Source organism: Pedococcus sp. P2_E2, from assembly GCF_056403955.1.
This window is the reverse complement of record NZ_JBFUEM010000006.1, coordinates 392,991-419,099: the sequence shown is the minus strand read 5'-3', so window position 1 is coordinate 419,099 and position 26,109 is coordinate 392,991. Positions and strand designations below refer to the sequence as shown.

25 protein-coding genes and 1 tRNA gene are annotated in these 26,109 nt (G+C 69.6%); 5 read left to right on the top strand and 21 right to left on the bottom strand.

All coding sequences use genetic code 11. The features are described 5' to 3' along the window. Positions 1-2: 2 nt before the first annotated feature. The 4 genes from AC1DWR_RS15235 (at position 3) to AC1DWR_RS15220 (ending at position 4,003) form a co-directional block, all read left to right on the top strand. Positions 3-731: an ABC transporter ATP-binding protein gene (locus AC1DWR_RS15235; protein WP_477612766.1), complete on the top strand. Its 729-nt coding sequence runs from the start codon at positions 3-5 to the stop codon at positions 729-731. Continuing rightward, positions 728-2,728 (top strand): DUF6541 family protein, encoded by a 2,001-nt coding sequence (locus AC1DWR_RS15230; protein WP_477612765.1) that lies wholly within the window; start codon positions 728-730, stop codon positions 2,726-2,728. The genes AC1DWR_RS15235 and AC1DWR_RS15230 overlap by 4 nt, the downstream gene beginning before the upstream one ends. Positions 2,729-2,779: 51 nt before the next feature. Further along, positions 2,780-3,079, top strand: a complete 300-nt coding sequence (locus tag AC1DWR_RS15225) for a three-helix bundle dimerization domain-containing protein (RefSeq protein WP_477612764.1) — start codon at positions 2,780-2,782, stop codon at positions 3,077-3,079. Positions 3,080-3,271: 192 nt separating this feature from the next. Beyond that, positions 3,272-4,003, top strand: coding sequence for an AfsR/SARP family transcriptional regulator (locus AC1DWR_RS15220; protein ID WP_477612763.1), 732 nt, complete (start codon positions 3,272-3,274; stop codon positions 4,001-4,003). Here the strand turns inward: AC1DWR_RS15220 and AC1DWR_RS15215 are convergent. From AC1DWR_RS15215 to AC1DWR_RS15115, 21 genes are all read right to left on the bottom strand, one after another. Further along, on the bottom strand, positions 3,964-4,323 hold the full coding sequence (locus AC1DWR_RS15215) for a protease inhibitor I42 family protein (RefSeq protein WP_477612762.1): 360 nt from the start codon (positions 4,321-4,323) through the stop codon (positions 3,964-3,966). The two genes, AC1DWR_RS15220 and AC1DWR_RS15215, sit on opposite strands and share 40 nt — an antisense overlap. Positions 4,324-4,328: 5 nt before the next feature. Further along, positions 4,329-4,760: a hypothetical protein gene (locus AC1DWR_RS15210; RefSeq protein WP_477612761.1), complete on the bottom strand. Its 432-nt coding sequence runs from the start codon at positions 4,758-4,760 to the stop codon at positions 4,329-4,331. A gap of 31 nt (positions 4,761-4,791) precedes the next feature. Next, complete coding sequence (locus AC1DWR_RS15205) at positions 4,792-5,004, bottom strand: hypothetical protein (protein WP_477612760.1); 213 nt, start codon at positions 5,002-5,004, stop codon at positions 4,792-4,794. A gap of 39 nt (positions 5,005-5,043) precedes the next feature. Beyond that, positions 5,044-6,048, bottom strand: coding sequence for a C1 family peptidase (locus AC1DWR_RS15200; RefSeq protein ID WP_477612759.1), 1,005 nt, complete (start codon positions 6,046-6,048; stop codon positions 5,044-5,046). Positions 6,049-6,291: 243 nt separating this feature from the next. Further along, a tRNA-Leu gene (locus tag AC1DWR_RS15195) sits at positions 6,292-6,374 on the bottom strand. A gap of 102 nt (positions 6,375-6,476) precedes the next feature. After that, on the bottom strand, positions 6,477-7,928 hold the full coding sequence (gene pyk, locus AC1DWR_RS15190; protein WP_477612758.1) for a pyruvate kinase: 1,452 nt from the start codon (positions 7,926-7,928) through the stop codon (positions 6,477-6,479). A 93-nt stretch (positions 7,929-8,021) separates the two neighbouring features. After that, a complete protein-coding gene (locus tag AC1DWR_RS15185; RefSeq protein ID WP_477624728.1) occupies positions 8,022-9,476 on the bottom strand; it encodes a glutamate synthase subunit beta in 1,455 nt (484 codons plus the stop codon). Further along, complete coding sequence (gene gltB / locus AC1DWR_RS15180; protein ID WP_477612756.1) at positions 9,469-14,013, bottom strand: glutamate synthase large subunit; 4,545 nt, start codon at positions 14,011-14,013, stop codon at positions 9,469-9,471. Before gltB ends, AC1DWR_RS15185 begins: the two co-directional genes overlap by 8 nt. A gap of 138 nt (positions 14,014-14,151) precedes the next feature. Further along, on the bottom strand, positions 14,152-15,012 hold the full coding sequence (gene lgt, locus AC1DWR_RS15175) for a prolipoprotein diacylglyceryl transferase (protein ID WP_477612755.1): 861 nt from the start codon (positions 15,010-15,012) through the stop codon (positions 14,152-14,154). A gap of 14 nt (positions 15,013-15,026) precedes the next feature. Next, positions 15,027-15,593, bottom strand: a complete 567-nt coding sequence (locus AC1DWR_RS15170) for a hypothetical protein (protein ID WP_477612754.1) — start codon at positions 15,591-15,593, stop codon at positions 15,027-15,029. A 168-nt stretch (positions 15,594-15,761) separates the two neighbouring features. Then, complete coding sequence (locus AC1DWR_RS15165) at positions 15,762-16,184, bottom strand: hypothetical protein (protein ID WP_477612753.1); 423 nt, start codon at positions 16,182-16,184, stop codon at positions 15,762-15,764. 90 nt (positions 16,185-16,274) lie between these two features. Next, complete coding sequence (locus AC1DWR_RS15160) at positions 16,275-17,054, bottom strand: DsbA family protein (protein ID WP_477612752.1); 780 nt, start codon at positions 17,052-17,054, stop codon at positions 16,275-16,277. Further along, positions 17,051-17,641 (bottom strand): DoxX family protein, encoded by a 591-nt coding sequence (locus AC1DWR_RS15155; protein WP_477612751.1) that lies wholly within the window; start codon positions 17,639-17,641, stop codon positions 17,051-17,053. The genes AC1DWR_RS15160 and AC1DWR_RS15155 overlap by 4 nt, the downstream gene beginning before the upstream one ends. Before the next feature lie 2 nt (positions 17,642-17,643). Next, the gene (gene trpA, locus AC1DWR_RS15150; RefSeq protein ID WP_477612750.1) at positions 17,644-18,462 is read right to left on the bottom strand and encodes a tryptophan synthase subunit alpha; all 819 of its coding nucleotides are present in this window, start codon (positions 18,460-18,462) and stop codon (positions 17,644-17,646) included. Next, entirely contained in the window at positions 18,459-19,730 is a 1,272-nt protein-coding gene (trpB, locus tag AC1DWR_RS15145) for a tryptophan synthase subunit beta (RefSeq protein ID WP_477612749.1), read from the bottom strand. Before trpB ends, trpA begins: the two co-directional genes overlap by 4 nt. After that, a complete protein-coding gene (trpC, locus tag AC1DWR_RS15140) occupies positions 19,727-20,518 on the bottom strand; it encodes an indole-3-glycerol phosphate synthase TrpC (protein ID WP_477612748.1) in 792 nt (263 codons plus the stop codon). The genes trpB and trpC overlap by 4 nt, the downstream gene beginning before the upstream one ends. A gap of 125 nt (positions 20,519-20,643) precedes the next feature. Then, positions 20,644-20,904, bottom strand: a complete 261-nt coding sequence (locus AC1DWR_RS15135; RefSeq protein WP_477612747.1) for an HGxxPAAW family protein — start codon at positions 20,902-20,904, stop codon at positions 20,644-20,646. A 64-nt stretch (positions 20,905-20,968) separates the two neighbouring features. Continuing rightward, positions 20,969-21,565: a Trp biosynthesis-associated membrane protein gene (locus AC1DWR_RS15130; RefSeq protein WP_477612746.1), complete on the bottom strand. Its 597-nt coding sequence runs from the start codon at positions 21,563-21,565 to the stop codon at positions 20,969-20,971. Continuing rightward, entirely contained in the window at positions 21,562-23,115 is a 1,554-nt protein-coding gene (locus AC1DWR_RS15125; protein ID WP_477612745.1) for an anthranilate synthase component I, read from the bottom strand. The genes AC1DWR_RS15130 and AC1DWR_RS15125 overlap by 4 nt, the downstream gene beginning before the upstream one ends. Next, entirely contained in the window at positions 23,112-23,525 is a 414-nt protein-coding gene (gene hisI, locus AC1DWR_RS15120; protein ID WP_477612744.1) for a phosphoribosyl-AMP cyclohydrolase, read from the bottom strand. Before hisI ends, AC1DWR_RS15125 begins: the two co-directional genes overlap by 4 nt. Positions 23,526-23,557: 32 nt before the next feature. After that, complete coding sequence (locus AC1DWR_RS15115; protein WP_477612743.1) at positions 23,558-24,076, bottom strand: hypothetical protein; 519 nt, start codon at positions 24,074-24,076, stop codon at positions 23,558-23,560. A 376-nt stretch (positions 24,077-24,452) separates the two neighbouring features. Between AC1DWR_RS15115 and AC1DWR_RS15110 the strand changes: the two genes are divergently transcribed. Then, positions 24,453-25,949 carry a cobyric acid synthase gene (locus AC1DWR_RS15110; RefSeq protein ID WP_477612742.1) on the top strand — a complete coding sequence of 499 codons (1,497 nt, stop codon included), beginning with the start codon at positions 24,453-24,455 and terminating at the stop codon, positions 25,947-25,949. Positions 25,950-26,109 lie beyond the last annotated feature (160 nt).

The window sequence follows — 26,109 nt, the reverse complement described above, 5'->3', positions numbered from 1 at the left end:
CCGTGACGACCAGCGCCGTCGAGGTCGACGGGATCTCGAAGCACTTCCGGCTCCGGCACACCCACTCACTGAAGGAGAGCGTGGTGTGGGCCCTGCAGGGTCGGGCCCGACGTGATGACTTCACGGCCCTGCACCACCTCGACCTCACCATCAACCAGGGGGAGACGGTGGCCCTCCTGGGCCGCAACGGGTCCGGCAAGTCGACCCTGCTGAAGCTCATGGCTGGTGTCATGGCTCCCGACAGCGGACAGGTCCGCGTGCGGGGTCGGCTGGCCGGTCTGCTCGAGGTCGGAGCCGGCTTCCACCCTGACCTCACTGGTCGGGAGAACGTGTACCTCAACGCCTCCATCCTGGGGGTGGAGCGCGCGCAGATCGCGGCCCGGTTCGACGACATCGTGGACTTCGCCGACATCGGCCCCTTCCTCGACACCCAGGTCCGCTTCTACTCGTCGGGGATGTTCCTCCGGCTCGCTTTTGCGGTGGCTGTGCACACCGAACCCGACGTCTTCCTGGTCGACGAGATCCTCGCCGTGGGTGACGAGGCATTCCGGGCCAAGTGCCTCGATCGCATTGCCCGACTGAGCGCCGAGGGTCGCACCCTCGTCGTGGTCAGCCACGACCTGCCGCTGGTCGAACGGCTGTGCACCAGGGGCGTGGTCCTCGACAGTGGTCGCGTCCTGGCCGATGGCCCGGTGAGCGCCGCGGTCGAGACCATGCGGGTCCGCGGTTGACCGGCTGGGCCGACGCAGCGCCAGCAGTGCTCGCGGCCGCCTGCGTCCTCGTCCTTCCCGGCCTCCTGGTCGCCCTCGCGGCAGGGTTGCGCGGGAACGCGGCTCTCGGGATGGCGTCGCCCCTGTCGGTGACGACTGTGGCGCTCACGGCAGTCGTGTGCGAACTCGTGGGCGTCCCCTTTGGCGTGCCGGCGGTAGCCGTTGCGACGACGGCCGCGGCCGCCGCGGTTCTCCTCGCAGCGCGCCTGCTCCCCGCGGGTAGGACGCGCGCGACCGCGCGGCTCCAGACCGGGCACCTCGGGACCGGGCACCTCGGGACCAGGCACCTCGGGAGCGAGCGCTTCGCGACGGCGTCAGGCATCGCCGGGGCAGCGATCGGGGGGACGTGCGCCGCGGTTGCCGTCGTTCGTGGGATCGGCCGACCTGAGGTCTTCCCGCAGACCTTCGACGCCCTCTTTCACCTGAGCGCGGTCTGGCGGGTGCTGCACACCGGGGACGCATCGTCGTTGACGTTGGGCAGCGTGTCGGCGCCAGGGCATTCGGCCGCCTTCTACCCAGCCGCGTGGCATGACGTCGTGGCCCTGGTGGCCCAGGTCTCGGGAGCCCACGTGGTGGTGGCGGTGAACTGCGTCTCGATCGCGATCGCAACCGTCGTCTGGCCGCTCGGATGCGTGTTCCTCGCACGTCAGCTCGTCGGGGATCGTCCCGGCGTGCTGTTCGCCGCTGGGGTGCTGTCCGCCGCCTTCGGTGCCTCGCCGTACCTTCTTCTGTCCTACGGCACGTTGTGGCCCAACGCCCTCGCGAACGCCCTGTTGCCCTCGGTACTCGCCTGCGGGGTGGCTGTCCTGCTCCCCAGGTCACCGCGGGACCTTGACGGGCTCGACGGCATGCGCGCCCTGGCCCTGGGAGCAGCAACGCTCCCGGGCGTCGCGCTCGCGCATCCCAACGCGGTGCCCAGTGCGATGCTCTACCTCACCGTGATGGCCCTGGCGGCTCTGGGCAGATGGGGCCTCGGCGACGGGGCCGGTCCTCGGAGACGGCTGACGGCCGCGGGTGCGGCCTCGGCCCTGGTCGGGGCGGACCTCTGGTTCGTGGCGTTCTCACCCGTCTTCGCGGCGACGCGCGGCACCAGCTGGCCAGCGCGGCAGACGCTCGCCCAGGCGGCAGGCGAGTGGGCCCTCGCAGCTCCGATGAGGAGTCCGGTCCCGTGGCTCGCCGCCACCCTGGTCCTCCTGGGCTGTGCCGTCGCCTCGCGAAAGCCACGCCTGCGCTGGCTGGTCCTCGCCCATGCCGCGGCCGGAGCGGCGTTCGTCCTCGTGTCCGGCAGCGACGGCAGGCTCGCCCGCGCCCTCAGCGGCCCCTGGTACGACGACTCGTTCCGCTTCGCAGGGCTTCTCGGCATCACCGCTGTGCCACTCGCGGCAGTCGGCCTCGAGTGGTGCGCGACCGCCGGCGTCATTGCGGTCGGCCGGGCCACGCCGCGCGCGCGCCGCTTGACGCCGCAGGCCGTCGTCGGTCCGATGGCCCTGGTCCTGGCCGCGCTCACCATGGGGATGTATGCCGGTGCGAACGGCCGTGTTGTCGGCAACTGGTACCACGGACAGTCCCTGGCGGGACCAGCGGAGAGGTCGATGCTCGTGCGCCTGCCGCAGCTGGTGCCGTCAGACGTGCGGATAGCGGGCAACCCGTGGAACGGTTCGCCCCTGGCGGCCCCTCTCGGCAACCGCGCGACCGTGTTTCCACACGTGGGCGGGGCGTGGGACCCAGACCGGCTGCTGCTGGCCAAGAGCCTGAACGAGGCGGCCGAGAGCCCGGCCGTGTGCGCTGCGGTGCATCGACTCGACGTCAGCTACGTGATCGACGGACCGATCGAGTTCTGGAAGGGCGACCGCCGGCAGACCCGCTATCCAGGGCTGGAGGTCGAGGGCCACCCAGGTTTTGTGCCGGTTGCCTCCGGGGGAAGACTGACGCTCTACCGGGTGACGGCCTGCTCCTGAGCCCGGCGATCAGGTTCGCGAGCCGTCTTCGGGCCAGAGCTGAGGGCTCCGATGGACTGGCTCTTGCGCGCGGGACGAGACCGGAGGAACCTACGCTTCATGTCCGGGGTTGACGAGGCACAAGCCCTCGAGCACGTACGTGAAACGCTCGCCTCTCGGTTTCCCACGGTGGACCCGATGACAGTGAAGTCCGTTGTCATCGAGGTCCATGCCTCGCTCGATGGCCCCGTTCGAGATTACGTGCCGCTCCTCGTCGAGCGGGCGAGTATGGATCGCCTTCGCGCCCTGACGTCCGGCTCCTCGTCCCCTGCGCGAGCACGTCAGGCCCGGGGCGAGCTCACCTCAGCCTGAGCCACCGGGCTGACGCGGAAGTCGCACTGATGCGCCTGGTTGCCCCGATCCAGGATGCCGTGGTCCGGCCCGGTCAGGTCCGTTACGTCATTTGAGCGAGTACGAGACCGCTCTGGCGGAATATCATGCATTTGCCAGCGAACGTGGATGTTGACGTTCACTGGACTTCCGGACCGGCATGAGGGGGTTCCGATGGCCGGGATGCGCCTTCAGCTGCTGCAGGGGTTCGTCCTGCACGATGCCGACGCTCGCATCGGCCTGCCTCAGGGCATGCAGCGGCTCGTGGCGTTCCTCGCGCTCAAGGGTCCGGCACATCGTTGCGTGGTAGCCGGCACCCTGTGGCCCGAGGTTCCCGAATGCCAGGCGCTGGCCAGCCTGCGCACGAGCATCTGGCGGATGAACCGCATCCTGCCAGGGTCGATCGCCCAGGAGGGGATGTCCCTCACGACCGCACAGACCATGACGGTCGACAGTCGACAACAGGAATGGTTCGTGACTCGGCTGCTGCGCGAGCAGGTCATCGACGAGCAGTGGATCTCAGAGCGACTCGAGATCCTGTGGCCCGGCGAGCTCCTGCCCGGGTGGTACGACGACTGGATCGTGCTCGAGAGGGAACGGCTCAGCCAGCTCCGCCTGCGCGCCCTGGAGCACACGGCCGTGGTGATGGCGCGAAGCCACCGCCGGGCGACGGCGCTCCAGCTCGCCCTCGAAGCCGTGCGTGCAGAACCGTTGCGTGAGACCGCGAACGCTGCCCTGATCGAGGTGTACCTGTTGGAGGGCAACGTCATCGACGCCGTGAACCAGTACGAGTCGTTTCGAGGACGTCTGCAGCGTGAGCTGGGGGTTGAGCCGTCCCCCGCCCTGCGAATCGGGCTGCCGCGCGGTCAAGTCCGCCGTTCAACGACTTCGACGGTCACGCTGTAGCGGGCAATTGCCCCGGTGTCGTCCTCGTCCTCTTCCCATTCGTGTCGGAGGACGAACCTGAGCGTGGCGACGCCCGTCGACAAGGCCGCCAGACGGAACTCCCGCGCTCCACCTCGTCCGAAGACGGGCTCGGCGGGCAACGGCTCCGACAGAGTCCGTGCGTACCCGTCGTCGACCATCCCGACGACGCCGCCCACCCCAGTAACCGTCCAGCGGTACCCGGTCGTCGGGTTCTCCTCCAGCACCACGACGAGCTCGTCGCCGAGCTCGACGACGATGCTGCGCCCGTCGTCAACCGCCCCCAGCTCGATCTGCGCCATCTGCCCTATCGCTTGGACGCTCTCGGCTTGGCCCGGGACCTGGGTGCCGTCTCGTCATCGGCCTCCGTGGCCGCCGACACCGCGGCTTGCAGGTCGTCCACCGACAGCGGTGCGGGAGCGCCGCCCGGTGCGCCGCCGCCGCCGACTCCCGCCAGGGACGGGTCGTCGGAAGGTGGCGGGGCGGCAGCCGCGCTGCCCGCGCTCAGCTGTTCGACGGGCATCGGCGTGGGCAGGGCGTCGCCGGAGGACGTGACCTCGCCACGAGCCCCGGCCAACTCCGCCGGTTCGAGCGGGGACGGGGTCTCGCCGGTCCCGGCCGCTTGGAGATCCTCGAGCGCGGCGGGGGCTGGTCCTGCACCCGTGTCGGCCGTGGCCATCGAGGTCGACTCGACCTGCCCGGCGCCGACGCTGATCGTGATGGTGACTTCGGAGCTCACGACGAATCCTTCCGATGCGTCAGGGCATACCTCACAGGTACGCCTGCACGATGTTGCCGCTACCGTCTCGGACGACGTATGCCTGTCGGTTGTTCGCCTTGGCAGCCGTCAGGATGAGGAACACGTTGGTCACGCCGTCGGCGCTACCCGTGAGGATACGGTGCCAGGCGTTGGTCCCGGCAAGATGCGCCCACGCGTTCTGTGCGTCTCGGCTGGCATAGACCTGATTGATGTTCGTCCACATGAAACCCATTCCTCCTCAGTCTCGTAAGCCTTTCGCGGCCTACAGGTACACCTGGTAGATCTGTGAGCCGTCCACGAGCACGGTCACCGTCAGGTTCTTGGCGGCCGCCTCGGTCAGGACTGCGTGCACGTTCGTGACCCCGTCGGCCGCACCGGGCTGGATACGACGCCACCCGAGCCCCGGGAAGTGTGCCCACGCGTTCTGTGCGTCCCGGCTGGCGTACACCTGGGTCACCTTGGTGCTCTGGTACACCGGGCCGACGCTCACGTCAGCGGAGTAGAAGGACCAGCTCGAGTCGATGAGGAGATCGGTTTGCCCGTATCCAATCCGGCCGAAGCCCTGGGCTCCCCACGTGGTGCCCCAGCTGTTCTTGACGATCCAGCACTGCTGGTTGTCGTCGTAACCCACCACGCAGATGCAGTGGTAGCCAGGAGGGTTCAGCCTCGTGGCGGCGGAGGACTTCACGTACACCGACGTCCCGTTGTAGGCGAAGAAGTCGCTCCACACCTCCAGCCCCGCGAGGACCGGACCTTTGGCTACGGCCTCCTTGCGCGCCGCCATGGTTCCGTAGCCGGTGAAACCGGAGATCTTGGTCAGGCGGTTCTGCCAGTCGCTGCACCGGCTGGCCCCGCAGTTCATGTTCTGCGGTTGGTAGGGCATGCATGCCTCGTCGGTGACCCCGGTGCTCTGCGCGAACGACAAACCTGAGGTCAGACCCCAGCCGTTACAGCTACCACCGCCGCAGAACTGCAGGAACGCCTCGGACAGGTCGATCGCGTAGGCCGGGTTGTTCAGCTTGATGCGGACTCCGGACTCGATCACGGCACAGGTGCAGAACGAGACGCAGGAACCACAGCCGCCCTGGTTCTTCACCGAGGTCACGTACCCCCCGGTTCGCCAGTCGACCGCGGTCGGAGCACCGACTCCTGCCCCGAAAGCCGACATCTCCTGCGCCGCGTAGCCCTGGGTTTCCGCCTCCAAGGCGGCCATCTCCTCGGGAGTGACGATGACCCCAAGGTAACCGCGCCGCTCCTCCGTGGACATCTCTGTCAGGAAGTTCTCCTCAGCCTGCCAGGAGAGACCATCTGCTTTGATCGCGGCCTGAATCTGACTAACAGTTGGTTCGTTCTTCGCCATGTCCCACCTCACACGGGTACGTCGGTCGACTGTCAGTCAACGAGACGGGCCGTCACGGAGGCGTCACTCCTGCGTCAACCCGTTTTCCGAGATCCCGGGCGGGGTTGTCGGCGCAGCCCTCAAGGGTGCGCTGTTGTGCAGGTCAAGGGGTGCCGAAGGCGGGACTTGAACCCGCACGCCCTTTCGAGCAGAGCATTTTGAGTGCTCCGTGTCTGCCATTCCACCACTTCGGCGCGGCCACGTCAGCGGCCTCCGAAAGGATAGCGGTGAGCACGCGGCATACCGAACGTGGCCGTGGCCTGTCGTGGGTCGGCAGGCCGTGCCCCCGCACCACGTCAGTCGGCGAGGTCCTCGTAGGCCGGTGCCACCTTGTTGATGGCGTCACCCATCTTGTGCACGCGCAACGCGTTGGTGGACCCAGGGATGCCGGGAGGCGATCCCGCGACGATGACGACGAGGTCCCCCTCCTTGGCGCGACCGGACGCGAGCAGCGACTTGTCGACCTGCTGGGCCATCTGGTCGGTGTGCCTGGCCATCGGGACGAGGTAGGTCTCGATGCCCCAGGCCAGCGCGAGTCGAGAGCGGGTGTGTGGCTCCGGGGTGAAGGCGAGCATGGGGATCCGCGGGCGGATGCGGGACATCCGCTTGGCCGTGTCGCCGGACTGGCTGAAGGTGATGAGGAACTTGGCGCCGAGCAGCTCACCGATCTCGACGGCAGCCGCAGCCACAGCGCCGCCCATCGTGTGCGGCTTGGTGCCGAGCGGTCGGATCCGCTCGAGGCCGTGCTCCTCGGTGCTCTCGATGATCCGGGCCATGGTCTGCACGGCGATGATCGGGTAGGCGCCGACGCTGGTCTCCCCCGACAGCATCAGGGCGTCCGCGCCGTCGAGGACGGCGTTGGCGGCGTCGGAGGCCTCGGCGCGGGTGGGGCGCGGGTTCTCGATCATCGACTCGAGGACCTGGGTGGCGACGATGACCGGCTTGGCATTGCGCCTCGCGATCTCGATGGCTTCCTTCTGGACGATCGGCACCTCTTCGAGCGGCAGCTCGACGCCGAGGTCGCCACGGGCCACCATCACACCGTCGAAGGCCTCGATGATCTCGACGAGGTTGTCGACGGCCTGCGGCTTCTCGATCTTGGCGATGACCGGCAACCGGACGCCGACCTCGTCCATCACGGCGTGGACGTCGTCGAGGTCGGCAGCCGAGCGCACGAAGGACAGCGCGATCATGTCGGCGCGCAGCCCGAGGGCCCAGCGCAGGTCTTCCTTGTCCTTCTCGGACATCGCCGGCACCGAGACCGCGACGCCAGGCAGGTTGATGCCCTTGTTGTTGGACACCATGCCGCCCACGGTCACCATGCAGCGGACGTCGGTGTCGGTGACCTCAACGGCCTGCAGGGCGACCTTGCCGTCGTCGATCAGCAGCGCGTCGCCAGGACTCACGTCACCCGGAAGACCCTTGTAGGTCGTGCCGACCTCTGCCTGCGACCCGTCGACCTCACGCGTCGTGATGGTGAACTCGGCGCCGTTGACCAGCTCGACCGGACCATCCTTGAACCGCGTGGTGCGGATCTTGGGACCCTGGAGGTCGACCAGGATGCCGACCGCGTGACCAGTCTCGTCGCTGGCCTTGCGGATCTCCTCGTAGATCTTCTCGTGGTCGGCGTACTCGCCGTGGGAGAGGTTGAGCCGGGCCACGTCCATGCCCGCCTCGACGAGCGCGCGGATGCGCTCGGGAGAGGAAACTGCGGGGCCGAGGGTGCAGACAATTTTGGCGCGACGCATGGCAACGACCCTATCGGTCAGCAACCCCCGAACGTGACCCCGGTCACCCTGCGGACACCCCACAGCGGAGGTATGCCGCGTTGCGACCGAGCCTCAGACGACCAGGGGGCGGTCGCTCGGGTTGATGGGACGTGGCAAGGCGGTGCCACCCGTGAGGAATCGGTCGACTCCTGCTGCGGCCGACCGACCTTCGGCGATGGCCCACACGATGAGTGACTGTCCACGACCGGCGTCACCGGCGACGAAGACACCGGGCACCGAAGACATGAAGTCCTTGTCGCGCTTGACGTTCGAGCGCTCGTCGAGCTCGACCTCGAGCTGCTCGACGACACCGGGGCCCTCTGGTCCGAGGAAGCCCATGGCCAGCAGGATCAGCTGGGCAGGAAGGACTCGCTCCGTGCCCTCGACCTCCTCGAAACCCTTGTCGCCCATGCGCACGTCGACGACCCGGATGCCGGACACCTTGCCGTCCTCGCCGAGGACCTCCTTGGTGGACGCGGCATACACGCGGTCGCCGCCCTCCTCGTGCGCGGAGGCGACGCGGAAGATCATCGGGTAGGTAGGCCACGGCTGGCCCGCCACGCGCTCCTCCCCCGGCTGCGGCAAGATCTCGAGGCTGGTGACCGAGCGAGCACCCTGGCGGTGGGAGGTGCCGATGCAGTCGGCCCCGGTGTCGCCGCCGCCGATGACGATGACGTCCTTGCCCTCGGCGGTGACCTGTCCCTCGACGGTTTCACCGAGCGCCACCCGGTTGGCGGGCGGCAGGAAGTCCATCGCCTGCATCACGCCGTCGAGCTCGCGGCCGGGGACCGGCAGGTCACGCGGCACCGTCGCACCGATGGCGAGGACCACGGCGTCGTAGCGGTCGCGCAGCTGCTTGCCGGTGACGTYGCCGCCGACGTCGACCCCGCTGCGGAAGCGGGTGCCCTCGGCCTCCATCTGGGCGATCCGGCGGTCGAGGACGGACTTCTCCATCTTGAACTCGGGGATGCCGTAGCGCAGCAGCCCACCAGGCTTGTCGGCGCGCTCGTAGACCGCGACCGTGTGGCCGGCGCGGGTGAGCTGCTGGGCAGCGGCCAGACCGGCTGGACCCGAGCCGACCACGGCGACCGTCTTGCCCGAGAGGCGTTCGGGGGCCTGGGGCTGGACGTAGCCGGCGTCGAAGGCGCGGTCGATCGTCGTGACCTCGATCTGCTTGATGGTCACGGCAGGCTGGTTGATGCCGAGGACACAGGCCGTCTCACACGGAGCCGGGCAGAGCCGACCGGTGAACTCGGGGAAGTTGTTGGTGGCGTGCAGCCGTTCGATGGCCTCGCGCCAGTCGCCCTTCCAGGCCAGGTCGTTCCACTCGGGGATGAGGTTGCCCAGCGGACATCCGCTGTGGCAGAACGGGATCCCGCAGTCCATGCAGCGACCGGCCTGGCGCTGCAGCTGTCCGAGCTCCTGCTCCTCGTAGACCTCTTTCCAGTCCCGGATGCGCACGGGCACGGGTCGGCGGGCCGGCAGCTCGCGCTCACGTGTCTTGAGAAAGCCCTGGGGGTCAGCCACGGGAAGCCTCCATGATCCGCTCCCAGACCTCGGAGCCGTTGACGTCGAGTCCCTCCGCCTCAGCGGCGGCGCGCACGTCCAGGACGCGCTGGTAGTCGCGCGGAAGGACCAGGGTGAAGCGCGTCCTTGCGCTGTCCCACTCCTCCAGCAGCCTTGCGGCGACGGGCGATTCGGTCCACTCGACGTGCTTGCCCAGCAGCTCGCGCACGACCGTCTCGTCGTCGGGCCGCAGGGCGGACAGGTCGACGAGCTCGGTGTTGACCCGCCCGGGGTCGAGGTCCAGCACGTAGGCAACTCCCCCGGACATTCCGGCGGCGAAGTTGCGACCGGTGGGCCCGAGCACGAGGACCGTGCCGCCCGTCATGTACTCGCAGCCGTGGTCGCCGACACCTTCGACGACAGCGGTGGCTCCGGAGTTGCGCACGCAGAAGCGCTCGCCCACGAGGCCGCGCAGGTAGAGCTCACCGGTGGTGGCGCCGTAGCCGATCACGTTGCCGGCAATGACGTTTGCCTCGGCCTGGAGCGGGGCCGCGCGGTCGGGACGGACCACGATCCGGCCACCGGAGAGGCCCTTGCCGACGTAGTCGTTGGCGTCCCCGACCAGGCGCAGGGTGACCCCGCGCGGGACGAACGCACCGAGCGACTGACCGGCCGAACCCCTGAGGGTGAGGTTGATCGTGTCGTCGGGCAGACCCTCCGGGTAGGCCTTCGTGACCTCGTGACCGAGCAGCGTGCCGATCGTCCGGTTGACGTTGCGGACCGCGACGTCACCCGTGACCCGGGTGCCGTCGTTGAGGGCCTCGCGGGCGATGGTGATGAGGTGGTGGTCGAGCGCCTTCTCGAGCCCGTGGTCCTGGGTCGTGGTGTTGCGCCGGGCCGAGCCGTCAGGACTTTCGACGTCGGTGAAGATCGGCGAGAGGTCGAGGCCGGCTGCCTTCCAGTGGTTGACCGCGCGAGTCGCGTCGATCGCCGAGACCTGGCCGATCGCCTCCTCGATGCTCTTGAAGCCGAGGGCCGCCAGGTGCTCGCGGACCTCCTCGGCGACGTACTCGAAGAAGGTCTCGACGAACTCGGGCTTGCCCGAGAACCGGGACCGCAGCTCGGGGTTCTGGGTCGCGATGCCGACCGGACACGTGTCCAGGTGGCAGACCCGCATCATGATGCAGCCGCTCACGACCAGCGGTGCCGTGGCGAAGCCGAACTCCTCTGCGCCGAGGAGTGCGGCGATGATGACGTCACGACCGGTCTTGAGCTGACCGTCGCACTGGACGACGATGCGGTCGCGCAACCCGTTGAGCACCAGCGTCTGCTGCGTCTCGGCGAGCCCGATCTCCCAGGGCCCACCGGCGTGCTTGAGGGAGGTGAGCGGCGAGGCGCCCGTCCCGCCGTCGTGACCGGAGATGAGCACGACGTCGGAGTGCGCCTTGGAGACGCCGGCCGCGACGGTGCCGACACCGATCTCCGACACGAGCTTGACGTGGATCCGGGCCTCGGGGTTGGCGTTCTTGAGATCGTGGATCAGCTGGGCAAGGTCCTCGATCGAGTAGATGTCGTGGTGCGGCGGCGGACTGATCAGGCCGACACCCGGCGTCGAGTGCCGCGTCGTGGCGATCCACGGGTAGACCTTGTGACCGGGCAGCTGCCCGCCCTCGCCGGGCTTGGCGCCCTGGGCCATCTTGATCTGGATGTCGCCGGACTTCGTGAGGTAGAGCGACGTGACCCCGAAGCGGCCGGAGGCCACCTGCTTGATCGTCGACCGACGCTCCGGGTCCATCAACCGGTCGACGTCCTCGCCGCCCTCGCCCGTGTTGGAACGACCACCGAGCCGGTTCATGGCGATCGCCAGCGTCTCGTGGGCTTCCTGGCTGATCGAGCCGTAGGACATCGCCCCGGTGTTGAACCGCTTGACGATCTCGCTGACCGGCTCGACCTCGTCGATCGAGATGGCGGGGCGCGGCGACGCCCCTCCGAGCGTGAACAGGCCGCGCAGCGTCATCAGCCGCTCGGACTGCTCGTCGATGCGCTCGGTGTACTGCTTGAAGATGTCGTAGCGCCGCTGCCGCGTCGAGTGCTGCAGCCGGAACACGGTGTCGGGGTCGAAGAGGTGCGGCTCACCTTCGCGCCGCCACTGGTACTCGCCGCCGACGCCGAGCTTGCGGTGCGGCAGTCGCACCCCGTCCGGCGGGTATGCCGCGGCGTGCCGGGCCGCGGTCTCCGCGGCGAGGACGTCGAGGCCGACTCCGCCCAGCTGGCTCACGGTGCCCGTGAAGTAGCGGTCGACGAGCTCCTGGGACAGGCCGAGGGCCTCGAAGACCTGGGCGCCGCGGTAGGACGCGACGGTCGAGATGCCCATCTTGGACATCACCTTGAGCACGCCCTTGCCGAGGGCCTTGATGAGGTTCTTGACGGCTTGCTCAGAGGTGACGCCGTCGATTGCGCCGGAGCGGACGAGGTCCTCCACCGACTCCATGGCGAGGTAGGGGTTGACGGCCGCCGCGCCGTACCCGACGAGGAGTGCGACGTGGTGGACCTCGCGGACGTCTCCCGCCTCGACGACCAGGCCCACGAGGGTGCGGGTCTTCTCGCGGATGAGGTGGTGGTGGACTGCGGAGGTCAGCAGCAGCGACGGGATGGGGGCGTAGTCGCGCCCTGAGTCGCGGTCGGAGAGCACGACGAACCGGGCACCCTCGGCGATCGCCGCGGACACCTCACCGAAGATCTCCTCGAGGCGCGCCGTCATCGCGGCCGCGCCACCGGTGACGTCGTAGAGCCCGCGCACCACGTGGGTGGCGTAGCCGGGCAGGTCGCCGTCGGCGTTGACGTGGACGATCTTGGCCAGCTGGTCGTTGTCGATCACGGGGAACGGCAGAACGACCTGGCGGGAGTGGGCCGGCCCGGCCGCCAGGGCGTTGCCCTCGGGCCCGATGACGGTGCCGAGCGAGGTGACCAGCTCCTCGCGGATGGCGTCCAGCGGCGGGTTGGTGACCTGGGCGAAGAGCTGGGTGAAGTAGTCGAAGACCAGGCGGGGGCGGTCCGACAGCACCGCGATCGGGGTGTCGGTGCCCATCGAACCGAGGGCCTCTCCCCCGGTGCGGGCCATCGGGGTGAGCAGGATCTTGAGCTCCTCCTGCGTGTAGCCGAAGGTCTGCTGGCGGCGGGCGACCGACGCCGCCGTGTGCACGATGTGCTCGCGCTCGGGGAGGTCGTCGAGGTGGATCAGGCCCGCGTGCAGCCACTCGTCATAGGGGTGCTGGGCGGCGAGCTGGGACTTCACCTCGTCGTCGGAGACGATGCGGCCGTGCTCGGTGTCGACCAGGAACATACGTCCGGGCTGGAGGCGGCCCTTGCGGACCACCCGGGTCGGGTCGAGGTCCAGGACCCCGGACTCCGAAGCCAGCACGACGAGCCCGTCGTCGGTCACCGAGTAGCGGCCCGGGCGCAGTCCGTTGCGGTCGAGCACTGCGCCGATGAGCGAGCCGTCCGTGAACGTCACGCAGGCGGGACCGTCCCACGGCTCCATGAAGGTCGAGTGGAACTCGTAGAAGGCCCGGCGGGCGGGGTCCATCTCCTCGTTGTTCTCCCACGCCTCCGGGATCATCATGAGGACGGCGTGGGGCAGGGGGCGGCCACCGAGGTGCAGCAGCTCGAGCGCCTCATCGAAGGACGCCGAGTCGGACGCCTCCGGGGTGCAGATGGGGAACAGCCGCTCGAGGTCCCCGGGGATGACGTCGGAGACCAGCTGGCTTTCCCGCGCGCTCATCCAGTTGCGATTGCCCTTAACGGTGTTGATCTCACCGTTGTGCGCGATCAGCCGGTAGGGGTGCGCCAGCGGCCAGCTGGGGAACGTGTTGGTCGAGAAGCGCGAGTGGACCAGCGCGAGCTGGGTCTCGAACCGCCGGTCGGACAGGTCGGGGAAGAACGGCTCGAGCTGGCCGGTGGTGAGCATGCCCTTGTAGACCAGCGTGCGACACGACAGGGACGGGAAGTAGACGTCGGTCTCACGCTCGGCCCTCTTGCGCAGGCAGAACGCCAGGCGGTCCAGGCCGAGGCCGACCATCCGACCCACGGCCGCCGAGACGAACAGCTGGCGGAAGAACGGCATGCAGTCGCGCGCTGCCTGGCCGACCAGCTCCGCGGCCACCGGCACGTCGCGCCAGCCGAGGACGGTCAGCCCCTCCTCAACGGCCAGCTCCTCGATCCGGGCCTCGACCCGGGCACGCTCGGCCTCGTCGCCGGGCAGGAACGCGATGCCCACGGCATACGCACCCTGGACGGGGAGGTCGAAGTCCACCACCGCACGCAGGAAGGCGTCCGGGACCTGCGTGAGGATGCCGGCGCCGTCGCCCACGAGCGGGTCGGCGCCGGTGGCGCCGCGGTGGTCGAGGTTGCGCAGCGCGGTGAGGGCGTGGTCGACGATGTCGTGCCCTGCGCTCCCCCGCATCGTCGCCACGAGGGCGACCCCGCAGGCGTCGTGCTCGAACTCGCGGCGGTAGAGGCCCGTGTCGGCGGGCTGGGCGGAGAAGCGCGCAGAGGTCACGTTCGGGTCACCGTCCTTGGGGGGAGAAGTGCGTTGTGGAACCCAAGTTGGGCACACCAGGTCACGCGCGTGGACGGCCTTGGCCACGGCTGCAGGAAGGATAGCCCGAGTGCCGTTTGTCCCGCCATGTGAGCCGCCTCATTCCGTATGCTGAGACGTCGCCTCACGCGGAACGGCCACCTCGCGGCGCCTCCCGAACCACACGATGGCCACGCCTATCAGGAAGACCAGGATGCTCGTCCACACGTTGACGCGCGCGCCGAGGATTGTGTGCGCGGGGTCGCTGCGCATCAGCTCGAAGACGATCCGGCCCAACGGGTACCCCACCACGTAGAGGCCGAACAGCTGTCCCTTGCGCAGCGCCCAGCGGCGGTCTGCGAACACCAGCACCAGGGCGAGCAGGAGGCACCACAGCGACTCGTAGAGGAACGTGGGCTGGTAGGTGCCGAGCACCACGGCCTTGCCGCTCGCGTCCCGCACCGCGTGACCGGCGGACTGGTCCCACTCGTGGATGGTCAGGCCCCACGGGACGTCGGTCGCGCGGCCGTAGAGCTCGTTGTTGAACCAGTTGCCCCACCGGCCGAGGGCCTGGGCCACGGCCACCCCGGGGGCAGCGGCGTCGATGTAGTCGAGGAACGGGACGCCGTGGCGACGTGCCCCTATCCAGCCCCCCAGTGCTCCGAGGGCGATGGCGCCCCAGATGCCGAGCCCACCCTCCCAGATGTAGAGCGCCTTGAGCGGGTGGCCGCCCTCGCCGAAGTACGGGTCCGGGGTCGTGATGACGTGGTAGAGCCGGCCACCGATGATGCCGAAGGGGACCGCCCAGGCGGAGATGTCGACGGCTTTCTCCGTGGCGTGACCGCGGTCGACGAGCCGCCGACCCGTGATCCAGACGGCCACGACGATCCCCGCGAGGATGCACAGGGCATAGGCCCGGATCGGGAACGGGCCGAGGTGCCACACTCCCGAGGTCGGGCTGGGCAGGTAGTAGGGCACCACTGGAGGCTATCCAGTCAGGGACGCGGGAAGTACGGCAGGTCGGGGTACAGATGAGCCAACGCCGTCGCGAGGCAGTCCCGGCCAGCTTCCACCCGCTCCCCTCGAGCCTGCCCCCGCACTGCCCCGACGATGCCACCGAAGTCGGTGATGCCACGCACGTCGTATCCGCGCCCGACCATGCACGTCTGGACAGCGGACGCCAGAGGCGGGTCCATGTGGGGCGGCGTATCGGCTGCATAGACTGCCGATGCCGGGAACCAGTGGCTCTCCTCGCAGGCGTCGACCCTCTCGGCCTCCCCTTTGCTCAGCACGCCGGTCGTCGGCGCCGAGGTCGCTGTGGTCGTCCCTGTGGCGGTCGCCGCGGCGCCGGTCCGCGCGTACGTGAAGATCCGAGTCGTGGTGGTGACCGGGTCCCAGACCGGCGTCGTCACCCCGAATCCGGCGGCCCGCAGGCACTGGGCATAGTCCTCCCAGGCACCCTCGACCTCGGCCCGCGTGACCCGGCCATCAGCCAGGATGACCCGCTGGGACGAGTCCGGATCCAGCGCGTCGACGAGCCGTCGGAGCTGGGTGGGACCCACGCGGTACACGCTGGGGTCGCTGTAGGTCGCGACGGCACGCGCCTGCCTCGGCGGCGGCTGGTCCGCCTCGGGTCCACACCCGCCCGCCAGCCCTACGGACAGCACACTGACCGCGGCCCAAGGCCACGAAACGCCAGCCACCCTCGCATGACGATGTCCGCGCGCCATCTAGAGGACGTAGTTGTACTCGGAGCCGCTCCACTTCTGCAGCGTGTGAGTGGACTTGATCTGGAACACCGAGTACCCGCCGCGCGCGATGTCCACCCCCGAGGCGCACTGACCGAGGAGTGACGAGTGGGTCGCGAAGCTGCCGTTGGGCAGGCTGATCGTGGTCTTGGCCCGCTTGACGTACAGCAGGCAGCCCGTCCCGGGGACGTTCGTCGTGGCGTACGCGTAGACCCCGTTGGTGCCACCGCTGCCGTAGTAGTAGTACGTCGTGCGCTTGGCGTCGTCGCCGCGCCACGGGAACTTTCCCGACCCCAGCGCCTCGGCCGGCGATGCGTGGCCGCATACGAACAGAACTGCGAGCGTCGCAGCAAGGAGCGCGAGTCGAGATCTGCTGATGCCTGGGTTCCCCATGTTCATGGTCATGGAGCAACCATATACAGCAACTGGCTAGCTATGCATAGGTTTCTGGATAGTTCTGGTCACTACGGCGTCGTTCGACGTGGTGGGGTGCCGCTACTTCGTGGCGGCCTTGATCTCGGCGGCAAGCTTGTCGCGAGTCAGACCCGTCAGCTCGAGGGCCTTGCCGTTGAGCTTGACCGTCGGGGTGCCATTGACATGGTCCTTCTCGGACTGGGTCTGCACGGACTCGACCCACTGGTTGTGCGACTTGGCGGCGTAGCACTGGTCCCAGGTGGCCAGGGCCGTGCTGTTCAGCCCCGCCTGCACGGCGAACTGCTTGAGCTGGGCATCGGTGTAGCCGGCCCCCTCCTTCGCGGGCTGACCCTGGAACGTGGCCGCGTGGTACTGGAGGAACTTGTCGGCGTCAGAGGCACACGCGGCCGCGTTGGCCGCACGGTTGGATGAGTCGTTGCCCAGGTTGTCGTCGAGGAACGACAGCGGGTGGGCGACCAGCTTGATCTGGTTCGCCTTGACCATGTCCACCATCTGCAGCCCGAAGATCTCCTCGAACCGTGCGCAGATCGGGCACTGGAAGTCCTCGTAGAGGTCGAGGGTGGGCACGTTCGCCGGGGCGCCGGGGTTGACGACGATGCCGGCGCCCATGGCGGCCACGTTCTTGGGCAGGGTCGCGCCGCCGGCGGTCGTGGCTGCCTTCTTGTCCTGGCTGCCGAGGATGACAGCCGTGATGACCGCCGCCAGCACCACGACGACCACGACCGTGGCCACGACGATGCGGTTCGCTCCCTGGCCACCGCCGTTGCCACCGCTGCGGATCGGGCCCTTGGGCGCTGCCGCCTGGATCTTCGCCTTGCGGCTGGCGCTGCTGCTGGTCATGCGTGGGGCCTCTCGTCGTGCTGGTCGGGCTCGTGCTGGTCGGGCTCGTACTGGTCGGGCTCGTGCTGGTCGGGCTCGTACTGGTCGGGCTCGTGCTGGTCGGGCTCGTACTGGTCGGGGAACAGGACCGGCTCGAGGCCGAAAGCCGTTCGAGGCCGCACGGCGAGCCAGGCGGCGCACACGAGCAGCCCGAGGTCGCGAGCGATCTCCTGGGGGTACTGCGTCTGGGAGGCCGCAATGGTTCCCCCGTGGCCGAAACACCCGCAGTCGATGGACAGCCCACGCGCCCAGGCCGAGGCGATCCCGGCGATGAACACCACCATCAGGACTCCACCCACGACCGCACTGAACCGGGTGAACAGCCCCAGGACCAGCAGCACCCCGACGGCAACCTCGAGGATCGGCAGGCCGTAACCGAGGTAGCCGGCGACGTCGTAGGGCAGCAGCTGGTACGCGCGCACAGAACGCGCTGACGTCTCGAGGTGGCCGACCTTGAGCAGCCCCGCCACGAGGACGACACCGCCCAGGACCAGCCGGGCCAGCAGCCCCACGACGTCGCGCAACCGCGGGTTGGACAGCAGGCTCAACGTCAGCGCCCGCTCCGGACGCCCTCGGCCAGCTCGCCGACGAGCGCCCGCAGGCTGGCGATCCCAGCCTCGAGGTCGTCCGCCTCGGTAAGGCACCGCACCAGGGCCGAACCCACGATGACGCCGTCGGCATAGGCCGCCACCTCGGCCGCCTGGGAACCACCGGAGACTCCGAGACCCACGCACACGGGCTTGTCGGTGACCGCCTTGGTGCGGCCCACGATCACCGCCGCAGCGTCTCCCATGGACGTCCTCGCGCCGGTCACGCCCATGTGCGACACGGCATACACGAAACCGCGGCACTGCGCGGTCACGGCGGCGATGCGCTGCTCCGTGGAGCTCGGGGCGACGAGGAAGACGCGGTCGAGGCCGGTCTCGTCACTCGCTGCGATCCACTCGGCGCCCTCGTCGGGGATGAGGTCGGGGGTGATGATGCCGGCACCGCCGGCGGCCGCGAGGTCTCGGGCGAAGGCGGTCGGGCCGTGCCGCAGGATGAGGTTCCAGTAGGACATCACCAGCGGCGGCGCCCCAGCGTCTCGCACCGCGCGGGTGGCGGTGAACGCGTCGCTCACCCGGACCCCGTGCTTGAGAGCCTGGTCTGCCGCGTAGGCGATGACGGGGCCGTCCATGAGCGGGTCGCTGTAGGGGATGCCGACCTCGACGATGTCGACGCCTGCCTCGACCATCGCGACCATCGCCTCGATGGAGCCCTGCACCGACGGGAAGCCGACGGGCAGGTAGCCGACGAGGGCGGCACGGTTCTCGGCACGACACTGCTCGAGGACCTGGGCGACCCCGATGCCCGTGGTCGTGGGGGTCACAGCTGGGCCCTTCCGTCACCCTCGGCCCGCGGCTCGTCGGCCGTGCCGCTCGGGGTCGCCTCGCCGTCCAGGAGGCCGAAGTACTCCGCAGCGGTGTGCATGTCCTTGTCACCGCGACCCGACAGGTTGACCAGCAGCAGCGCCTCGGGGCCGAGCTCCCGCCCGACCTCGAGCGCACCCGCGAGGGCGTGGGCGGACTCGAGCGCGGGGATGATGCCCTCGGTGCGGCAGAGCAGCTCGAACGCCTTCATGGTCTGGTCGTCAGTCGCGTAGCGGTACTCGGCCCGACCGGTGTCGCGCAGGTGGGCGTGCTCCGGCCCCACGCTCGGGTAGTCCAGGCCCGCAGAGATCGAGTGCGACTCGAGGGTCTGGCCGTCGTCGTCCTGCATGAGGTAGCTGAAGGTGCCGTGCAGCACCCCCGGCGAGCTCGCCGCGAACCGCGCCGCGTGCCTCCCGGACTCGATGCCCGCTCCCCCGGCCTCGATCCCGATGAGCCGGACGTCCGCGTCGTCGATGAACCGGTGGAAGATGCCCATGGCGTTGGATCCGCCACCGACACAGGCGATCACGGCGTCGGGGAGGCGTCCGGTGAGGTCGAGCACCTGGGCGCGGGCCTCGACCCCGATGACCCGGTGGAAGTCGCGGACCATCTCCGGGAACGGGTGCGGTCCGGTGACGGTGCCGAGGATGTAGTGGGTGTTGCCGACGTTCGTGACCCAGTCGCGCAACGCGTCGTTGATGGCGTCCTTGAGGGTGGCGCTGCCCGTGGGGACGGCGACCACCTCGGCGCCGAGCATCCGCATGCGGGCTACGTTGAGGGCCTGCCGCTCGGTGTCGACCTTGCCCATGTAGATCACGCACTCGAGGCCCATCAGGGCGGCCGCTGTTGCCGTGGCGACCCCGTGCTGGCCGGCGCCGGTCTCGGCGATCACACGGGTCTTGCCCATCCGCTTCGTCAGCAGCGCCTGCGCCAGCACGTTGTTGATCTTGTGGGAGCCAGTGTGGTTGAGGTCCTCGCGCTTGAGGATGATCCGTGCGTTCCCGGCGTGCGCGGCGAACCGCGGCACCTCGGTGATGATGCTCGGACGTCCGGTGTAGGTCCGGTGCAGCCGCTCCAGCTCGCCCATGAACTCGGGGTCGACCATGGCCTTGCGGCGGGCCTCGTCGAGCTCCTCCAGCGCCGGGATCAGCGCCTCCGGGACATAGCGGCCCCCGAACTCGCCGAAGCGGCCCGGGCGGGCCAGGGGTTCAGGCGTCAGGTCGGTCATGGTGTGGCTCCCGCCGCAATGAGTTCGTATGCCGCGCGGCGGGGGTCGCTGCCCCGCACCAGTGCCTCGCCGACGAGGACGGCGTCGGCGCCCTGACCCGCGAACCGGGCCGCGTCGGCGGGGCCGCCGATGCCGGACTCCGCCACCTTGACGCAGGTGTCGGGGATCAACGAGGCCAGTCGCGCGAAGGTGTCGGGGTCGACAGCCAGGGTCTTGAGGTTGCGGGCGTTGACGCCCACCACCGCGGCCCCGGCGTCGACGGCGCGTCGCGTCTCCTCCTCGTCGTGGACCTCCACCAGCGCCGTCATCCCCAGATCGTGGGCGAGGCCCTGCATGCGGACCAGGTCGTCCTGGGCGAGAGCGGCCACGATGAGGAGGATGAGGTCGGCCCCATGGGCCCGTGCCTCGAACAGCTGGTAGTCCTCGACCATGAAGTCCTTGCGCAGCACCGGGATCCGCACGGCTTTGCGCACTGCGTCCAGGTCCTCGAGCGACCCGTTGAACCGGCGGCGTTCGGTGAGCACGCTCACGGCCGTCGCACCACCGGACTCATAATCCGCCGCAAGGCCCGCCGGGTCGGCAATGGTCGCCAGCGCTCCCTTGCTCGGGCTGGATCGCTTGACCTCGGCAATCAGCGCCAGTCCGGGACGGCGCAGCGCGGCCTCCGCGTCGAGCGCAGGGGCGGCGTCAGCCGCCAGCTCCTCGATCCGTGAGCGCGGGACGACGGCCTGCGCGGCCGCGAGGTCTTCGCGGACGCCGGCAACGATGTCGTCGAGCACGGTGGGCATGTCGACAGGCTATCCAGCAGAACTGGGTGGTCCCCGCCCGGGTCAGCCGGTGGACTGGTGGGCCGAATGGGCCGGGGCGGCCGGGTGGTCCCGGTCGACCGGGTTGGCCGCGGCGCCCGCGCCGGTCAGTTGATGCCGACCTCGGGCTTGGTGCTGTCGGGGGCGTCGGGCCCGTCGACCGTGACGGCGCCGTAGCCCGCCATCGACAGGACCTTGCCTGCCACCGCGCCCAGGGCGCAGACGACCAGTCCGATGACGAACAAGGTCGTGTTGGTCAGCACCACGGCCAGGGACGCCACGGCAGACCCGACGAGGATGATGACGACGGCCGTCCAGGCGGCGACGCTGTGGCCGTGGTCTTCTTCGTGGATCTCGTGCTCTGCCATGGGGGTGGCTCCTGCTGGTCGTCGTGGTCTGGTCTGGTCTGGCGTGGGCTCGACGCCCATTCTGTCAGGTGCTTGCGGACTCGTCGCGCACCGTCGGGTCGTCGCCGGCGTCGAGCCGGTCCCAGTCGGTCGCCACCCGTTGTCCCCGAGCCCCCGCCGACGTGGACGGAGCCTCGTACCGCGCTCCGAGTCCGCGCCAGCTGCCCGCTCCGACCCATCCCGCCACGGCTGCCACGACCAGCAGCACCGATGCCACGACGCAGATCCACGGCCAGGCGGTCGCCATGGCGTGGGTCTCGATGGATCCGGTGCGCCCGGCCGCCTTGGCGGCGACGGATCCGAGGGAGTTCTCGGGCACGAGTCCGACGCGGGCTGCCACGAAGCCCTCGGCAGCACCTGCCAGGGCGAGCACGACGAGCGTGACCCGTCGCACGACCGGCCCGCTGGTGGCACTCGCCAGGGCAGCCGCCGCACCCACGAGCGCCAGCGCCACGACGCCGGAGGCGACCTCGCTACCGGTGCCGGTGATGCGGCTGGCTCCGAGGACCGCATCGTTGACGGTGCCTTCCACCCAGACCCGGCCCCCGCTGGACAGCAGGACGCCCGAGCCCAGGAGGGCCAGGAGCACCACGGACAGCTTCGAGGTGAGGCGAGTGCTCACTGAACGGTCCTCAGGGCCGCGGCGGTCGCCACGGCACGGAGGGCAGCCGCCGCCTTGTTGACCGTCTCTTCGAACTCGGCCGTGGGCACCGAGTCGGCGACGATGCCCGCGCCCGCCTGCACGTGCGCCACACCATCCTTGATGACAGCAGTGCGGATCGCGATCGCCATGTCGAGGTCGCCGTGGAAGTCGAGGTAGCCGACCACCCCGCCATAGACCCCTCGCCGACTGGGTTCGTAGTGCTCGATCAGGCTGAGCGCGCGTGGCTTGGGCGCACCCGACAAGGTGCCCGCAGGGAACGTGGCGACGAGCACGTCATAGGCCGACTGGTCCGGACGGATCTCGCCCACGACGGTGGACTCGAGGTGGGTGACGTGGGAGTAGCGACGGATGTTCATGAACTCCACGACGTCCACGGAGCCCGCCTCGCAGACGCGTTGGAGGTCGTTGCGCCCGAGGTCCACGAGCATGACGTGCTCGGACCGCTCCTTGGGGTCGGCGAGCAGGTCCTCGGCGAGCTGGTGGTCGTCCTCGGGAGTCTTGCCCCGCGGCCTCGAGCCGGCGATCGGGTGGGTGATGGCCCGGCGGCCGGAAACCTTGACCAGCGCCTCGGGTGAGGAGCCGACGACGTCGTAGGCCGTGCCGTCGCCGGCGGGCAGCCGCAGGAGGTACATGTAGGGACTCGGGTTGGACGAGCGCAACGACCGGTAGACGTCGAGGGCGTCAGCGCGACACGGTGTCGAGAACCGTTGCGACAACACGACCTGGAAGACCTCGCCTGCCCGGATGTCCTCCTTGGCCTGCTCGACCATCTCCTCGAAGGCCGCCTGGGTGAGGTTGCTGCGCACCTCGCCCCGTGCCCGCTGGAAGGCCTCGCGGTCGACCGTCGCCACCGTGCTCGGCGCGGGAGCAGCGAGATCTGCGGTCATCACGTCGAGCCGTGCCACGGCGTCAGCCCAGGCGTCCTCGACCCGCTCGTCGGTCGCGTCGTAGTTGACGGCGTTGGCCACGAGCAGCACGGAGCCGTCGGCGTGGTCGAGCACCGCGAGGTCGGTCGCCAGCATCATCGAGATCTCGGGCAGGCCCAGCTCGTCGGGAAGGCTGTCCGGCACCCGCTCCCAGCGCCGCACCGCGTCATACGTGATGGCACCGACCATCCCTCCCGTGAGCGGCGGCAGGCCCTCGATGGGCTCTGTCGCCAAGGCGGCGACCGTGTCACGCAAGGCGTCCAGCGGGTTGCCGTCGGTGGGCACGCCGACCGGCGGCTCCCCCACCCAGTGGGCCTGACCGTCCTGCTCCGTCAACGTCGCCCGGCTCGCCGCCCCGACGATGGAGTAGCGCGACCAGACGCCGCCGTGCTCGGCGGACTCGAGCAGGAAGGTGCCGGGGGCGTCCTTGGCGAGCTTGCGGTACAGGCCCACGGGCGTCTCGGCATCGGCCATCAACCGGCGCACGACCGGGATGACGCGGCGGTCCTTCGCCAGGATCTGGAACGTCTCGAGGCGAGGCCAGGTCGTGCCGAATGACAGGTCGGGGCTGACGTCGCTCACCGTTCCCCCACCCGGGCATCGAGGTCGCCGGCGTCGAAACAGGTCCGGTCGCCCGTGTGGCAGGCGGCGCCCACCTGGTCGACCCGCACCAGCAGCGCGTCGCCGTCACAGTCGAGCGCCACGGAGCGGACGTGCTGCACGTGCCCGCTCGTGTCGCCCTTGCGCCAGTACTCACCCCGGCTCCGGGACCAGAACGTCACGCGACCCTCGCCCAGGGTTCGGCGCAGCGCCTCGTCGTCCATCCAGCCGAGCATGAGCACCTCACCGGTGTCGTGCTGCTGGACGATGGCCGCCACGAGCCCTTGCGCGTCCCGCTTGAGACGCGCGGCGATGGCGGGGTCGAGCACTGCAGACGAAGTCACCCGGCCATTCTGCCGTGTGCGTCCCGAAGCGGTCGGCTCGCCCACCATCCGTCAGGTATGCCGCGGGGCCGGGAGTCTCGCTACAGCGGGCTGACCGTGAAGCCGCCGCCGTCCTCCACGAGCAGCACCCCGGCCCCCCTGGCGAGCGGCCCGACGAGCTGGCCGGCCAGGCCGGCCACGGCGGCCTCGTTCGTGGGACTGTGACCGACGACCAGGGCGCGGCCGCCCTCGGGAAGTGACTCGACGATCCCCCGCAGCGCTTCGCCGAGGAGCCGCTCCTCGTGGTCGACCAGCTCTGGGTCGACCCCTCGGATCTGTTCGAGCGTTGCGCCCTTGCCCGCCGCCTTCGACGCGGCCCGCCAGCGATCCTCGACTGTCGAGCGCAGCCCAGTCACCTCGGAGACGGCCAGGTCGTCCTGCCCGGCGGCGTGACGCAGGATGGTGACCATCTGGGTGGCGCGGGCCGCGCCCGAGGAGACGAACGCGGCATACGGTGGCTGCAGTCCGTCGCGGCCGATCGCCTGCGCGTCGGCCACCCCCTGTGCAGTCAGCTCGTCGCCGTCGCTGTCCGTGTGTCGACGGAGCTCTATGTAGCGCATCCTCCATCGTCGGCACCGGGCCACGAAGAGCGCAACTCCGTCAGTTGGATGAAGCGCACCACCCACCGAGGGCTGGGCCGGAGCCCGCGTCGGAATGCCAAGGTGAGGGCAATCAACTCGCAGGGTGTTGATCGACAGGAGTCCCCCACATGAGCAGCTACATTGCGCGGCATCGTCGTCCTCGCCTTGCGTGGCGCCGGCGCCGCTCGCCGCGGTTGACCGCGATGTCCCCACAGGTGACGCAAGAGGCCCCAGTGACCGCAAGCCTGTTCGCGCCCGTCGTGCGACCGGGATCCGCGTAGCCCTGCTGCTCCCGGCCCGTTGCGGGTGCTGGGCGCCGGGATGAGCCTCACCGATCCTTCGTAGGCTACGCAGTGTGAAGGGGTCACTGCTGGTCGCCGGGACGACTTCGGATGCTGGCAAGAGCGTCGTGACCACTGGGCTCTGCAGGCTGTTGGCCCGCCGCGGGGTTCGCGTTGCCCCGTTCAAGGCCCAGAACATGTCGAACAACTCGATGGTCGTGGCCGGCCCCGACGGCCAGGGCGCCGAGATCGGGCGCGCCCAGTGGATCCAGGCCGTTGCTGCCGGAGCCGCACCCGAAGTGGCGATGAACCCCGTCCTGCTCAAACCGGGGAGCGATCGGCGCAGCCATGTCATCCTCAACGGACTCCCTGCGGGCTCCATCTCCTCGGCCGAGTTCGCAGGGTCGCGAGGAGCGCTCGCGAAGGCGGCCTTCGCGGCATACGACGACTTGGTCAGCCGTTTCGACGTGGTCATCTGCGAAGGCGCCGGAAGCCCCACCGAGATCAACCTGCGCGAGCACGACTACATCAACCTCGGGCTGGCACGGCACGCCGACATACCTGTGATCGTCGTCGGGGACATCGACCGCGGCGGGCTGTATGCCGCCCTCCATGGCACCGTGGCGCTGCTGCAGCCAGCCGACCAGCGACTTGTGGCCGGGTTCGTGGCGAACAAGTTCCGGGGGGACCAGACCCTCCTCGAACCGGCCAACCGCGAGATCGAGCGCATCACCGGTCGAGCGGTACTGGGGGTGATCCCCTGGAGCCCAGCCGTGTGGCTGGACTCTGAGGACGGCCTCGACCTCGCCGGACGAGCGGCCGAGGCCGAGCACCCGTTGGTCGTCGCGGTGGTGAGGTTCCCGCGGATCAGCAACTTCACCGACCTGGACGCCCTCGGGCTGGAGCCCGACGTCGACGTGAGGTTCGCCTCCCGTCCCCAGGACCTCGCCGACGCCGACCTCGTCGTGCTCCCCGGGACCCGATCGACCATCGCGGACCTTTCCTGGCTGCGGCATCGCGGCCTGGACCGAGCTGTCGTCACCCATGCCGCCGCCGGACGCCCCGTGCTCGGCATCTGCGGCGGGTTCCAGATGCTCGGACGCACCATCACCGACCCGGAGGGAGTCGAGGGCCCGGCCGGGATGGTGACCGAGGGGCTGGGACTGCTCGACACCACGACCACGTTCGCCCCCCGGAAGGTCCTGCGCCTCGCGCAAGGAACGGCGTTGGGCGCTCCGGTGTCCGGCTACGAGATCCACCACGGGGTGACCACCACCGGCGCGGAGGAGGAGTTCTTCGGCGGAGCCCGCCGGCGGCACGTGCTCGGGACCATGGTGCACGGGAGCCTGGAGTCCGACGAGTTCCGGCACTCGCTCCTGCGCGAGGTCGCCGCGTGGGTGGGACGCCCCCACACCGCCAGTGGGGTCAGCTTCGAGGCGGCTCGGCAGGCCAGGCTCGATCTCCTGGCCGACCTGGTTGAGGAGTGCCTCGACATGGACGCGATCGACACGCTGATCAACGAAGGAGCACCGTCGGGCCTGCCTGTGCTGCCGCCCGGAGATGCGAGGTGACCGCCCGAGCTCGCAGGTAGCAGCGCAACAGCGCCGACCTGCCTCTGTTCGCGTTGCCCATGCAGGCTCAGGTCCTTGCGTTGCAGCGCGAACTACGGCACTTGCATGAGATATGCCCTGTCTGTGAGTGAGAACATCCCTATGGGTCCAGTTGTTGTCA